Raw genomic sequence first — 14803 nt, 5'->3', positions numbered from 1 at the left:
GGCACCTAGCCTCCCTTCGGCATTCATTAAGCCTGTTTGAGTTCAAATCTTGTTCGATACAGCACCATATCTTCAATCGTCAATACAGGCATATTGTGCTTTTGCCCGAACGCAACGATCTCGGGTGTTTTGGCCATGGAACCGTCAGGATTGGTGAGTTCACACAATACGCCCGCAGGCATTAAACCCGCCATTTGCATAAGATCAACCGTCCCTTCCGTATGCCCACGACGAGCCAAAACACCTCCCGCCCGAGCGCGAAGTGGGAAGACATGGCCGGGGCGTGCAAGATCATCGGCTTTAGCATCAAAGCGGGCCGCGGTTTTTATTGTGGTCACTCGGTCTTGCGCTGAAACGCCCGTAGTTACACCTGTTTTTGCTTCAATCGAGACAGTAAAAGCGGTTTGGTTTGCGCTATTGTTATGCATTACCATCGGGGGCAGTTGTAGTTGATTAGCCTGTTCATCGGTCAAACATAGGCAGACGATGCCACTGCATTCACGGATCATCAGTGCCATTTGTTGTGTGGTCAGTGACTCAACCGCATAAATGATATCGCCTTCATTTTCACGATCTTCATCATCAAGCAACAACACGCCTCGCCCTTCTTTAAGCGCAGACAGTGCGTTTTCAACACGAATAATAGGGTCGCCAAATTTGGCAAGTAGAGATAGCTGATTCATGGTTGTACTCCTAAAAAATCACCAGAATCAGGGCTGCTATGAGGGATCAAATCCAAAACAAATTGCACCAGCTAGCGAACTAACTGGCGTCTCTTCATTCTCTCTCATCCGGACTATAACCGTCGGCTCTGGTTTTTCACCAGATCTGCTGACCTCGATACATCGAGCGCTCGCGGGCTTATCTGCCTTCTCAACTGAAAAAAACAAACACACCGCCGGTGGGGAATTTCACCCCGCCCTGAGAATTTAAAATATAAATTGGCTTTAAAAAAGCGATGTCATGGTAGTCGTTTACGATAAAGATGAAAAGTAGGACGAAGAAAAAGTGATGTGCATCGAAAAGGAAAGGCATCCTGCAATTATGCAGTTGGGGGGTAACAGGAGCATAGCTAACTCAAGAGTTTAGGGTATGCAAGATGCCTTTATTCATGGTCACCAGTGACATAAATGAATCAGAGCTAAAATCGCCATTACCTCTATAGGGTTACGTGATTTTTCTAAACGCTGGCGGTAATAGATCGCCAGCGGTGTTGGCTGTTTGGTGTCAGTCGTTATGGGGTCGTTCATCATTCACCTCCTCAGCTATCGATGCGTTGATTGTGAATCAAAACAAGGAATACAAAAACTGAGAATTTTTTATTTTTTAATTCCTCATATCATCGAAATTAACCTTAAAACGATATTTAAAAACTAAAAATCAATAAATGAGGAACAAATAATCATTAATATTTCTTATTTAGTTCTTCATAAATTCGCTACTATAACCAAACAACTTGACCATCAAGGAGGGCAAAGCGCAAGGCCGTGCGAAGAACTGAACTGCCTATCTCTTCCCTTTCATCCAGAGGATTTGCGAGTGTCTGATCTTACTTTATTACGTTATTACACACGCCTGACCGTGCTTGGTGTGGGTCAAGAGATTAAAGTGTCGTTAACACAGGTTGCAGAATTTTTATTCACCTCACCGCGTCATGCACGAAATCTGGTGGCTAAAATGCAGCAACAAGGTTGGCTCAATTGGCAACCCAAAGTCGGACGTAACCAACGCTCGATACTGCGCCTGAACCTCGATTTAGACACAATCAAACAAACGCTCGCGAAAGAGCAAATTTTGGCTGGGAAATATGAAAAAGCCTTAACCATACTGGATAATGATGAGGTAGTGTTTGGGCGTTTGTTGCAAAGTACTTCCGGCGCATCTATTCGCGAAGGTCGCTTACACATTCAACTGACGTATAAACGACCATTTGAACGGCTAGTGCCCCATCAAATACAACGTAGTAGTGAGCGATTTCTGCTCAGGCAAATCTATTGCTGCCTCATCCAGTGTGATGAACAAGGACGCTTTCATCCAGAATTAGCCCATCACTGGGAGTATGATGCACAACATTTTCAGTGGGTATTTTATCTTCGCCCCGGATTAGCGTTTCACGATGGCTCACCGATTGATGCTAATACGATCGTGAGTTTATTTGCCAAACTCTCTAGTTTGGAAGAGTACAAAAAAGAGCTCGCGCATTTGGTTGATGTAAGCGCACCACAACCACAAAAAGTAGTATTTTCTCTTAATCAATCTGATTTAGGATTTGCAGGGTTGCTCTCTGGCGTCAAATATTCAATTCAACCAGCCAGCCAAGTGAACAATGCATACTCCCCAATGGTGACAGGTTGTGGCCCATTTCAAGTTCAAGATCACTCACCTCACAAACTCATTTTAAGCGCATTTGACCAATTCTATGGCTGCCGAGCTTTAACGGATCACGTCACAATTTGGATTTTAAATGAAGACGAGTTGTACCCTCAAGGCATGCATATCAAACAAAAAAATCAGCAACAAAACATCTCTTGCCACCACGATGTAGAGCTGAGTAACGTTGAAGAACTGGCGATCATCACCTCTAATCAGTCATCAAGAGTGGAAGATGGCTGCATGTTTATTTTGTTCAATCAAGGTGCTCATTCACCTCTCAATGAAAATCAGAAACGCTACCTAGCTACCGAGATATCTGGAGAAAAACTAGAGCACTATTTAGCACAACAACCAACTAAGTTTGACGCAGTCGTTGCCAGTAACCTACTGCCAGTATGGCAACCTGTGGTGCGACCACCAGCGCCCAAAGCAAGCCTGCCAAATCAAATCTCGATTGCCGTCTATGACTACACGGTACTGATTCATTGCGCCTTCGGTGTGAAACATATTTTAGAGGAGATGGGGCTGACTGCTGCCGTCAACATTTACTCCTACCGAGAATTGAATTTTCTGGCCCAGCAAGGCAAATTGTACGAAACCATAGTTATCACCAATATTAATTTAGATGACAATCGGCATTTCAGTGCATTTAGCCACTTATTTGGCAACCCAATGTTGCACCATTGCATTGGCCCCGCAGAGAGCCAATGGCTGCTCAAAGCGTTAATCGACATTCGATCAACGACACCATTGACACACTACCTTATCGCGTTGGAACCGCTAGCATCGAGTTTGATCAACGAATACTGCCTCGTCCCTTTGTTCCACCATAAGCAAACATTACGTTTTCAGGGTGTGCTCAAAGACGTTGCACTGACCAACTGGGGATGGCCTGATATTAAAAATGTGTGGTCCATTGATTAGCGAATAAATAGCCTGCGTAATATTGCCAGCATCACTAAACGATAACGCAGCATCCACTGGCTACGTGGCAACCAACGCTTAGAAAACAATACGGTTTTGGCGTGTGAAAAGGTCTTAAAACCTTCAATCCCGTGATAGTGCCCAACCCCAGAATCGCCAATACCGCCAAAGGGGGCATCATCGGCGGCCACATGTAACAGAGTATCGTTCACAGCTAGGCCACCACTATGCGTTTGTGTACTAACCTGTTTGATCACCTCGTGATCATCACTCATTAAATATAAAGCTAACGGACGTGGGCGAGCGTTGATATAAGCTATCGCTTCATCCAAACTGTGATAACTCAATATCGGCAATATGGGGCCAAATATCTCATGTTGGGATAACAACATATCAACCTTCAAATTCGTCACTAAGCAAGGCAAAAATTGATACGTTCCCGCTTTTGCATCGCCTTCTACGGGATGCAATGTGGCCCCTTTTTGTTTAGCATCGTCTAAGTATTGTTGCAGCCTATCAAACTGGGTTTGATTAATAATATGTGACGTATCATAGCCATCTTTAGTGGAAAAATAGCGCTTAAAGCGTTGCAGATAGAGCTCCACAAAGGCTTGTTGTTTGCCTTCCGGCAGTAAAACATAATCAGGAGCAACACAGATCTGCCCTGCATTGATGGCTTTGCCAAGCATGATGTTATCAACGCTACGCGCAAGGTCAGCATCAGGTGCAATGATCACGGGGGATTTCCCGCCAAGCTCTAACGTTACTGGTGTTAGGTTTTTCGCAGCCGCTTGGGCAACCAATTTACCTACCGGTGTTGACCCCGTAAATAACAGATGATCAAAGGGTAACGCACTGAACTGTGCGGCAACGTCAGCCCCACCTTCTACAGTATCAACCGCTTCATCGACCGTCGCAAAAATACGCATCAACACTTGGTTGGTGCAGGGCGTATGTTCGCTCAATTTGACCATAGCGCGATTACCTGCTGCCAATGCGGTGACTAATGGAGCCATACTGAGCACGATAGGAAAATTCCAAGGTACAATCACCCCCACAAGACCCAAGGGTTGATAGTGAACGCTCACTGTCGACGGCAGTAATAGCCAACCTACATGACGCGATTGCGATTTTGTCCACGATTTGAGGTGTTTTAGCGTGTAATTAATGTGTGAAACGGCCGGTAGCAGATCGCAAACTGTACTATCAAAGCGACTCCGATAACCATAATCCTGATTTAAGGCCTCAACGAGCGCGGCCTGTTCACTGAGTAACGCGGTTTTTAAGCGCTGCAACCAAATACGTCTTTGCTCAAGGCTAGGATACGGCTCTGCTATTGTCTGCTGTTTTAATCTAGTAAAAAGTGTCGTAACGTCTTTAGTTAAGGACTGTTGCTGTTCTGTTTCTTGCACCGTATTTCACCTCATTCGCAGCTAAGGCAGCGTCTTGGAAATGAGCTCAGGATTAATGCCAAAGCTGGCTTTATGTTCTTCAATCACAAATTCACTGCGCGTTTGAATCACTCCCGGCAATGTACCCAACTTGCCAGACATAAAATTTTGGTAGGCTTTCATATCTTTCACTCTCACTTTGATCATGGTGTCAAAATCACCGGACAATGAATAACATGCTTCAATTTCTGGGATGTCCGCCACTGCTTGTGAAAAGCGCTCAAAAATAGAGAAACTGGTTTGATCCAATCGAATATGAATGAACACTTGTACATCCAGACCTAACTTTTCTGGGCACAGTTCTGCATGGTAGCCTTTGATGTACCCTTCCTTTTCTAAGCGTTTGACACGATCAGAACAAGGAGATGTGGTTAAATTCACCAACTTTGCCAGCTCAACAACGGGAAGCCGTCCTTTACTGTGCAAAATACGTAAGATCTGTTGGTCGATGCGGTCTAGGCTCATGGTTTTGCACGGCGCTCTCAAAAGAAGTGATATGGCATACAATAATGGCTTACAGAGTTAAACCAACCTATCATCACAAGGCATTGTGATATAAATCACATAGAATAGAGGAACGTTATAATAAAAAGACTGAGGAGAAAAAAGGAAAAGAAAGTGAGCAAGCACCCACTTTCTTGTTTGTAATCTATTTATCGCCTCTTTACTTTGAGTACGTTGAGATGATTACAGTTTGAAACGAGAAATTTCTTTATCTAACTCATTGGCTAAACGGTGCATTTCATGAGCTTGTTGCACTGCATTTTGCGCATCACTGGCGAGTTGGTCGCTGACTTCACGTACCGATTCGGTGTTGCCATTAATATCCGCTGTCACCAAAGATTGCTCTTCTGCTGCTGATGCAATTTGTGTTGCCATATCACTGATCATCTGAATGGCTTCGCTGATTGCGTGTAAGCTTTCTCCTGTATGGTTCACATCTTGCACACTTGTTTCGACCAGTTTATGGCTTTCCGTCATGACAGAAACAGCATTGGTCGTTACCTTTTGCAAACCGGAAATTTTAGACTGGATCTCCTCGGTAGAGGCATGAGTACGCTGAGAAAGCACTCGGACTTCATCAGCTACAACCGCAAAGCCACGACCTTGCTCTCCGGCGCGCGCCGCTTCAATCGCCGCATTCAAGGCCAACAAATTTGTCTGCTCTGCAATCGAGCGAATGGTCGACAGAATGGTTGAAATCTCATTAGCGTGCACTTCTAATTCACCAATGATACCCACAGCACTGCTAAGCTCTTGTGCTAACTGATTGATTGACTGTTTGCTTTGCTGCATCTGGCGATAGCCTTGTGCACCAAGCTCAACCGATTCATTGGCATTTTTAGCGGTATTATCAGCATTGCCCGCGATTTCAGCGGTCGCAGACGCCATTTCAGTTACCGCAGTTGCAACCATAGTAATTTCATCTTGTTGAGTACGAATCCGTTCACTACGTTGACTGGCTGAGCTCGCGGCCTGTGTCGCTCCTTGGTTAAGGGAAACGGAAACATCACGCACGCTTTGCACCATGACATGGATGCGATCGACAAATTTATTGAACTTATCCGCTAAGATACCGACTTCATCATCGCTGCGAACGGCTAAACGACGGGTTAAATCGCCATCACCTTCGGCGATATCTGACAAAGCTTGAGCAATATTACTCAACTCATTCAACTGACGAGCGACGAACCATGAGGTCGCTAATGCCAAGATCACTAAAATCATCAAGCCAATCAAGCTCTGTTTCAATAGCATGTCATTGAGTGGCTGTTCAAGAACAGTTTTGTCCATCACCATAACCAACAGCCAGTCGGTATGTTCAATACTTTGCGCCATCAATACCTTGGCCTGACCATCAATATCAACAAAGAGTGGTAATTGAGAATTTGCCGCTTCTGATATGCTTTGAATGGTCAGTTGTGAGGCCATTTCTTGGGTAGGTTTTAAAATAAGCTCTTGATTGGGATGGGCAACAATTAGCCCCTTGGTGTTCACCAAAATAGCATTACCCTTCCCGGGAACCTCAATAGCTAAGACGTCCTTGATCAATTTACCCAAAGCTAAATTGGAAGCGGCGACGCCAATCAGTTGGCCATTTTGACGGACAGGTTCTGCCAATGTCACCACTAAGGTTTGCATGGTAACGCTGACGTAGGGGGCGGTTGTGATCGGTTTACCCGCGACTTTGGCTTCTTTATACCAACCACGCTCACGAGGATCATAACCATTTTGGTTACGCGATCCGTCATTGCGGATCATATCGCCCTGTTCATTACCGTAATAACTCAGCCCAAATTCACCAGACTCCAAGGTTTGGCGTAGGTGAGGAACAATGTCTAATTGTGGATTACGCTCGATTTCGTTTTTTAATCCTAGCAGCGTTTTTTGTTTACCATTAAACCAGTCACCAATCCCTTTTGCATGAGCCTGTAATGTATTACGCGCTTCACTCTCAATCGCTCTCCAGCTGTCGGTTTTAAAGGTTTGATAGCCAACCATAACCAATGCAGCGGCTGTCAATGTAATAGCAGCAACCACAGAGAACACCATTTTTCTCTTTAAACTCAATTGCATTGCAATGCTCCTTGAAGCTTGTTCACCAAAGTAATGGGCTTGAGAGTATTACAACTATGGATTATTACTTTGCCTAAGTTCCCAATACTTGACACTCGTGCAATAGAACGGCACGTGAATGTGCGCTAAATCAAACTTAGTCAGCCGAATAAAAGCAAAATTATCTTTTGAGCGAGAAGCGCACTACGCCAAAAAACTTAGCGCAGTGCTGGAAGTATTTAGAGAACGCGGACGCGTGAGAAGTCAGTGTGGCTTAATGTTGATGGGTGATTACATACTCGGCAAAAACCTTGCTTTTCCATTTTGTAATGAGGTTCACCTTGTATAATGAGCGCAAAAAACTTTTGAACACCTTGCCACGTTGAACAAGGTTCTGACTGACAGCGCTTCATTACGACTTTATGTGGTGTCTCTTTACGACAGCAGGTGCAATAAGCTTTTGACATGGTCCAATAATCCCTACAATTTGCATCATTATTGATAATTGACACATTTTGCGCCTAGAGGTTCATTTTTCTCAAACTTTAGTGTGTGTTTCGTGAGCTATCTTCAAAAAACGTCCATCCCAATCTCCTTATTTTCTGCTAAGCACACTACACAATCTAACCTGTACAAAAAAGCCCCTCAGAAAGGGGCTAGTTATTGAACAACGGTATGAATGTCAATCTAGTTCAACCAGCTGCTTTTTAAAGGTCACGTGCTGTGCTCTCACGCTCTCTTCGGGTTCAGCTGTCGCTAAGCTCACCACAACGATCGCAAGTACAGAGAAAATGATCCCAGGAACAATTTCATACACATCAAACCAACCGCCAGACAGTTGTTTCCAAACCACAATTGTCACGCCACCAACAATAATGCCGGCTAGTGCACCATTGCGGTTCATTCGAGACCAATAAAGGCTCAATACCACTGCAGGGCCAAATGCGGCGCCAAAGCCCGCCCATGCATACGAGACTAAGCCGAGCACGGAACTATCTGGTGTCATGGCCAGCACTAACGCAACGATAGAAATTAGAATCACAGCAAAGCGGCCAACACGAACGATCTCCTCCGACGTTGCATCTTGCTTGATGACTTGCTTGTAAAAATCTTCCGCTAACGCAGAGGAAGAAACTAATAATTGCGAGTCAGCGGTACTCATAATTGCCGCAAGAATAGCCGCAAGCAAAATACCTGCAATAACTGGATGGAAAATCGCATTCACTAGCAGCATGAAGATTTTTTCACCATCTGCCAGCTCCAGCGAACCTGTGTTCGTCACATAAACAAGCCCAACTAAGCCAACCAACAAGGCTCCCGCCATGGATAAACCGGTCCAAATGACCGCAATACGACGTGCAGTGGTGAGATCTTTATTTGAGCGGGAAGCTTTAAAGCGCGCCAAAATATGGGGTTGACCAAAATAACCAAGCCCCCATGCCATTAATGAGATAATGGCAACACCCGTTAACGGCTCACCTTTCACATCATGCCACAGCGTTAGTAGCTCTGGGTTTATTGCGGATAGATCTTGACTCAGTTGACCCAAACCACCGTTGATTGCCGCGATGGGCACAATCATTAATGCCGCTGCCATCAATAGGCCTTGCACTAAGTCAGTCCAAGAAACGGCTAAAAATCCACCAAACAGTGTATAAGACACCACACAAATGGTGCCAATAATAACTGCGGTTGAATAATCTAAACCAAATACCGTTTCAAATAGTTTACCGCCAGCTACAAGGCCAGAACTGGTATAAAAGAGGAAGAACAGCAAAATAAAGAAGGCTGAAATGGTTTGAATCAGTTTAGATTTATCATTAAAACGGCGTGATAAAAATTCAGGTAATGTTAATGAATCTGTCGTGATGCTATAAGTGCGCAAGCGCTTAGCATTCACTAACCAGTTAGCCCATGTGCCCAATAATAAGCCACCCGCTAGCCAGAAAGCCTCAATACCAGCGGCGTACGCGTAACCAGGTAAACCGAGCAATAACCAACCGCTCATATCAGATGCACCCGCCGATAAAGCCGCAGGCCAAGGGCCCAGTGATCGCCCTCCTAAGAAATAATCTGCGGAGTTTTTCGTTCGAAGGTATGCAACCACACCAATAGCCAGCATCAAAATAAGATACAGAATAAAGGTGGTTGTAATAGCAAAGCTATTTTCCATTGTGTTTGTCCTCTTTAAAAGATCGCCTTCCATGTCCTCTTCCGAAGAAGAGGATAAAACAGAAAGGATTAATGGGTTTCGCTACCAAGCTCAAGCAAGGTCGCATTACCACCCACTGCTGTTATATTTATTGTGCGAGTACGCTCGGTAATAAAGCGCAACGATAAGTGAGGATCATGAGCCACGGGGATCGCGCTCAAGTCCGTTTCAGAAACTAGGCTGACAATCGCACCATTACGATCAGCTAGCTGACGGTTGAGGCTACGCTCAACCGAAGTGTTCCCAACGTAACCTACACTTCGAACGTCCGACGCCATCAACGGATGATAAGCATCAAAAGACGTAAACTGAATGAGATTAGTAGGGAGTGTTGACTGCTCAAATGCCGCTTGCAGTGTTCGAATCAACATCGCATCGTCACTACATAAGACGACGCTATTGCCTGCCACAAGAGCGGCACAAAGCTGAGCTGCCACCGCCTGTTGCGCTTTATCACTGTGTTCACCTTGGATGATCACAGCCACGCCCCGACCTGCGGTGTATAGCTCATTGGTTTCTCCAGTAGGACCGATCAATTGATGCGAATGCGCCAACAGCGCCGATGCCTGATGAAGATGGTAAGAAATCACTGTTGCCAGTTGTGGCATAGCGCTTTCTAGTAGATTTTTAAATGAAAGTAAGCACTCACATTTAGAATCAAAATCGGTGATATTCCAATTTTCCCATGCTGAAAAAGCGTCAGAAAAACGTGTTACTTGATGAACCATGCTAATTCTCCTGAGCCTTTATTACTGAGAAAATTCAGTTTGAGTAAAACGGTATAAGTAATGTGGGCCACCTGCCTTTGGTCCGGTACCAGAAAGCCCCTGCCCACCAAATGGTTGCACGCCCACCACCGCACCCACTTGATCACGGTTGATGTAACAGTTACCTACTCGGGCGTGTTTTTCTATCCAACGATACGTCGTTTCATTGCGGCTATGGATCCCCATGGTTAAACCAAAACCAGTTTGATTAATTTGCTGCACTACATCGGCCAGCTCACGCGCTTTAAAGCGCACGATATGTAAGATCGGCCCAAATTGTTCTTCGGTTAAGCAGTGAATATCTGAAATTTCAAAAGCCGCTGGCGGTACAAAATCGCCGTGTTGGCACTCCGAACTGAGTTCTAATTGCGCAACTTTGGTCTGTGTCTTGGTCATCTGTTCAATGTGAGAGAGCAACTTTTGTTTGGCTTTTTCATCAATAACAGGGCCGACATCTGTACTGTGGAGGTAAGGAAGACCAATCTTGAGCTCATTCATCGCACCATGAATCAAGCTGATGATGCGATCGGCAATATCCTGTTGAACAAATAGCACTCGTAATGCAGAGCAGCGCTGCCCGGCCGAAGCAAAGGCAGAACGAATCACATCTCTCACCACTTGCTCGGGTAAAGCCGTACTATCAACGATCATCGCATTTTGCCCACCCGTCTCTGCAATCAACGGCACTGGCGCGGCGTCACGTTGAGCAAGAGCTTGATTGATACGTTGCGCGGTCGCTGTTGATCCAGTGAACGCGACACCTGCAATGGCAGGGTGAGAAGTCAGCGCACTGCCAATTTCTGCACCACGTCCGGGTAACAATTGGATAACGCCAGCAGGAAAGCCAGCTTCCAACATCAGTTCCACGGCACGCGAAGCAATCAAACTGGTTTGTTCTGCGGGTTTGGCAACGACCGTATTACCCGCAACTAACGCTGCCGTGATTTGCCCAAGAAAAATCGCAAGAGGGAAGTTCCATGGGCTAATACACACGAAAACACCACGACCTTCACGACTCACTTTACGCTTTTCATTATCAAAACTCGTCACTTCAAAGGGTGTTAACGCGGAAACTTGTTTGGCGTAATAGCGACAAAAATCTACCGCTTCGCGGACTTCATCAATGCTATCGTGAATGGTTTTCCCTGCTTCGTGATGACAAATGGCGACCAGTTCAGCCAAGTTCTCTTCGAGTAAATCAGCAAGTTTATCAAGTTTGCCCGCGCGAACACTGTGCTCTTCTTGCTTCCAAGCAGCAAAGGATTGCTCCGCTATTGAGATAGCTTCGGAAACATGATCAAGGTTGGCAAATACCACTTGTCCAACATGCTTCCTACGGTCATACGGCGCAGTCACAACTTCCAGCGATGCCCCTACCTTGATCATGCTTTCGAACTGAGCAACACCATTGATGATAGGAGAAGCATGCCACTGTTTACTGAGCCAACATTCTACTTTCGCTTCAAAAGGCGTTGCCTCACTTTCAATATCAATATTGACACCATAGGAATTAACGCGCTCGGCAAAGATATGCGGTGGCAAAGGGATTTTGGTATTTGGTAAAGAATCAAACGAGAGCAACATATCGACGGGATGTTGCGTTAACGTATCAATAGGACAACGAGCATCAACTAAACGATGCACAAACGAACTGTTCGCACCATTTTCAAGCAATCTACGAACTAAATAAGGCAGTAAGTCTTTATGACTACCTACTGGAGCATAAATTCGCACCGATTGTTGATAGGCTTTCATTGCATGATGATAAAGAGCATCACCCATGCCATGCAGACGCTGGAACTCAAAATCTTTGTGTTGTGACATCACCGCAATCGCGGTCACGGTTTGTGCATTATGACTGGCAAATTGAGGGAAAATATGACCACGAACACCCTCGCTTAAAAGAAAACGAGCGCAAGCCAAATAGGCTACATCAGTAGCTTCTTTACGTGTGTATACCGGATAGTTGCTGTAGCCACTTTGCTGAGACCACTTCACTTCGCTATCCCAATACGCCCCTTTGACTAAACGCAGTGGGATCACATCACCTTGCTGTTTCGCCAACCCATTAAGCCAAACTAAAACGGGTAAAGCGCGCTTAGAGTAAGCTTGTACAACTAAACCAAATTTCCCCCACCCTTTCACGGGCTCACTGCGATATATCTTTTCAAATAGCTTTAATGACAGCTCTAAACGGTCTGCTTCTTCTGCATCAATAGTGATCGCCACATCCAGCTCGATAGCACGGGCTAAAAGCTGTAGCAGTGTGCTATAAAGCTCGCTCAGCACGCGCTCTTGATTAGCCACCTCATAACGCGGATGCAATGCAGAAAGCTTGATTGATACGGACGGTGCCGGGCTGGTTGATAAGCCATATTTCTCGCGGCCAACCGCCTCAATCGCCATCAAATAATCTTTGAAATATTTATTGGCATCGGCCGTGGTTAACGCCGCTTCACCGAGCATATCAAATGAATAGGTATAGCCTTTATCACGCATAGGACGGCCATTTTTTTGTGCTTCTTCAATGGTTCGGCCTAGCACAAATTGGTGGCCCATCACCTTCATCGCTTGGTGCATCGCCTTACGAATCACTGGCTCAGAAAGCTTATTCACTAGACGATTAACCGCCTGCGTTGGACTAGTCGTATCCACATCAGCAAGGCCAATCACTTTACCAGTCAGCATCAACCCCCACGTGGACGCATTGACAAAGACAGAGTCAGAATTTTTCAGATGAGATTTCCAATCCGCAACGCTGAGGCGATCTTTAATAAAAGCATCCGCGGTTTCCGCATCGGGAATGCGCATCAGAGCTTCAGCCAAACACATCAACAAAATACCTTCTTGCGTATCTAAACTGTACTCAAGTAATAAGGCATCGATCATTTGCACCGCTTTTTTGTCGGCTCGGATCGCTTCGATTAACTGGGTTGTTTTATTTAATATCGCCGATTTTTCTGATTCTGTAGCTGTTGCCAGCGGTAATAACTGCTTCAGCCATTGAGATTCGTCCACCATATAAAGTGGAGAGATCAGCGACCACAGCTTATCAAGCGGTTGCTCGATAAACTCTGCATTCAACACATCTGTTGCTGTAAACATGCGTTTTCCTCAATCTCACTCCCGAAAAAGGTCGGGTTTCCTGCAATGGCTGGCAGTGTATTTTGAGCGCGAGAAGAATACTTGTCAAAAACTCCGAGTTTTTTGCTAAAAACTCTGGCTATTAACAAAATAAAAACACAATCACATCAATTGACATCATGCACAAAGCAGAAAATAGCAACATTGTTTCCAAAATTTAACCAAAGGTGCACGTGTTGCCGATAGTTCAAGGCAAGCAATATAAAAATGATGTGGGAATTACAAACAAAAAAGAGGCAGGGATATAAAGAATTAGCGACGACACAATTTTCGGTATTGCGATGGAGAAATACCTTGCAAGCGAGTAAATGAATGAGTGAAGGTACTTTGTCCAGAAAAGCCCGTTAATTCCGCAATTTGACCAAAACTCAAACAACCTTGCTCAATCAAATCTTTTGCCATATCAATTCGTTTACCTAACAAATATTGATGAGGCGTGATCCCCATTTGCTCTTTGAACAACATATGAAATTGGCTTTCACCTAAATAAACGCGGCCCGCTAATTGAGCGACTGAAATTTTACGACCAAGGTGCAGATCGATATAACGATCAATCGCTTCAAGATCAAAACGAGACTCTTTGCGATGCGTTTCAAATACAGAAATATGACGTTGCAGTAATGCCATCACGGTGTCATTGCAGGCACGGCTCAACAGTAAATCATCAGGACTCGATTGCATCTCTTTAACCAGCAATTGGATCAGCTTTTGGATTTGTCCATCCAGTTGAAAGTAAATATCCGCATTCGACAGCTCATTCATTTTTTGTAGAAGCAAAGGGTCATCTCCACAGGAGATTGGAAGATTAAGCACTAAAATATCCGACTGCCCAACGACGCCACCAAACGCATGGCCAGTTCCAGAGGTAACGACACAACCTTGCCCCGGCCCCACCAAATTGCCTACACCTTGTACTTCAAACTCAGCTTGGCCTTTTAATCCGATAACGACTTGGGTATAACTATGATCATGACACTCCATGTACGAGGGTAATGTCACTAACTCTGCCGGCCTAGGCGACAAAACTTTGTCATTTTGTTGATAGTTAGATAGCTTAGCCGAAGAAAAGTCACTCATATTGCTGCATCATGGTTGAGGTTAGAAGCTGATGTTATAACAAAACTATCAGGAGCGAAAACAAAGCTGTATTTTTTTAAAAATTAAACATCAAAGTGCATATGAAGCTTAAGTTTAGGGGTGAAATGAGATCGATTTTTCAAAACGGAACAATGATCAAGTGCACATAAATTACGGTCAATGTGTGTTCAATCCCAAAACCCCTAAATAGATCGAAAATAGAGACTTGCATATTTCGCTATTAGGCTCAAAATGAAGATGCACAATTATAAAATTTACAAAATCAGTCACCTAGTAAT

General features: G+C 44.8%; 11 protein-coding genes and 1 riboswitch. Of the genes, 2 read left to right on the top strand and 9 right to left on the bottom strand.

All coding sequences use genetic code 11. From position 1 onward, the window contains the following. Positions 1-26 precede the first annotated feature (26 nt). Both ribB and B9J87_RS17695 read right to left on the bottom strand, forming a co-directional pair. Positions 27-683: a 3,4-dihydroxy-2-butanone-4-phosphate synthase gene (gene ribB / locus B9J87_RS02395; RefSeq protein ID WP_094149284.1), complete on the bottom strand. Its 657-nt coding sequence runs from the start codon at positions 681-683 to the stop codon at positions 27-29. Positions 684-775: 92 nt separating this feature from the next. Continuing rightward, a riboswitch (FMN riboswitch) is annotated at positions 776-933 on the bottom strand. A gap of 182 nt (positions 934-1115) precedes the next feature. Beyond that, on the bottom strand, positions 1116-1253 hold the full coding sequence (locus B9J87_RS17695; RefSeq protein ID WP_013868191.1) for a hypothetical protein: 138 nt from the start codon (positions 1251-1253) through the stop codon (positions 1116-1118). 145 nt (positions 1254-1398) lie between these two features. Here B9J87_RS17695 and B9J87_RS02390 point away from each other — a divergent pair, with 145 nt between their 5' ends. Then, positions 1399-3297 carry an SgrR family transcriptional regulator gene (locus tag B9J87_RS02390; RefSeq protein ID WP_094149283.1) on the top strand — a complete coding sequence of 633 codons (1899 nt, stop codon included), beginning with the start codon at positions 1399-1401 and terminating at the stop codon, positions 3295-3297. On the opposite strand, the gene B9J87_RS02385 is transcribed toward B9J87_RS02390, so the two are convergent. From B9J87_RS02385 to B9J87_RS02375, 3 genes are all read right to left on the bottom strand, one after another. Continuing rightward, positions 3294-4709, bottom strand: coding sequence for a coniferyl aldehyde dehydrogenase (locus B9J87_RS02385; RefSeq protein WP_094149282.1), 1416 nt, complete (start codon positions 4707-4709; stop codon positions 3294-3296). The two genes, B9J87_RS02390 and B9J87_RS02385, sit on opposite strands and share 4 nt — an antisense overlap. Positions 4710-4730: 21 nt before the next feature. After that, positions 4731-5213: an Lrp/AsnC family transcriptional regulator gene (locus B9J87_RS02380; RefSeq protein ID WP_094149281.1), complete on the bottom strand. Its 483-nt coding sequence runs from the start codon at positions 5211-5213 to the stop codon at positions 4731-4733. A gap of 222 nt (positions 5214-5435) precedes the next feature. Next, positions 5436-7325 carry a methyl-accepting chemotaxis protein gene (locus tag B9J87_RS02375; protein ID WP_013868194.1) on the bottom strand — a complete coding sequence of 630 codons (1890 nt, stop codon included), beginning with the start codon at positions 7323-7325 and terminating at the stop codon, positions 5436-5438. 118 nt (positions 7326-7443) lie between these two features. On the opposite strand from B9J87_RS02375, the gene B9J87_RS18005 reads away from it, so the two are divergent. Continuing rightward, complete coding sequence (locus B9J87_RS18005) at positions 7444-7653, top strand: hypothetical protein (RefSeq protein WP_038169496.1); 210 nt, start codon at positions 7444-7446, stop codon at positions 7651-7653. A 333-nt stretch (positions 7654-7986) separates the two neighbouring features. Here B9J87_RS18005 and putP read toward each other — a convergent pair whose 3' ends face one another. The 4 genes from putP to B9J87_RS02350 all read right to left on the bottom strand — a co-directional run bounded on the left by putP (position 7987) and on the right by B9J87_RS02350 (position 14504). Further along, entirely contained in the window at positions 7987-9477 is a 1491-nt protein-coding gene (gene putP, locus B9J87_RS02365) for a sodium/proline symporter PutP (RefSeq protein WP_017044927.1), read from the bottom strand. Between the two features lie 68 nt (positions 9478-9545). Beyond that, the gene (locus B9J87_RS02360) at positions 9546-10244 is read right to left on the bottom strand and encodes a 1-pyrroline-5-carboxylate dehydrogenase (protein ID WP_017042347.1); all 699 of its coding nucleotides are present in this window, start codon (positions 10242-10244) and stop codon (positions 9546-9548) included. A gap of 21 nt (positions 10245-10265) precedes the next feature. Further along, positions 10266-13388: a bifunctional proline dehydrogenase/L-glutamate gamma-semialdehyde dehydrogenase PutA gene (gene putA / locus B9J87_RS02355; protein ID WP_081245186.1), complete on the bottom strand. Its 3123-nt coding sequence runs from the start codon at positions 13386-13388 to the stop codon at positions 10266-10268. Between the two features lie 291 nt (positions 13389-13679). Beyond that, a complete protein-coding gene (locus tag B9J87_RS02350; protein WP_017042345.1) occupies positions 13680-14504 on the bottom strand; it encodes an AraC family transcriptional regulator in 825 nt (274 codons plus the stop codon). Positions 14505-14803: the final 299 nt, after the last annotated feature.

The organism is Vibrio sp. V19_P1S1T109, assembly GCF_002241375.1.
Lineage (GTDB): Bacteria > Pseudomonadota > Gammaproteobacteria > Enterobacterales > Vibrionaceae > Vibrio > Vibrio anguillarum.
Note: the sequence above shows the minus strand (reverse complement) of the source record. Positions and strands in the feature narration are given on the sequence as shown.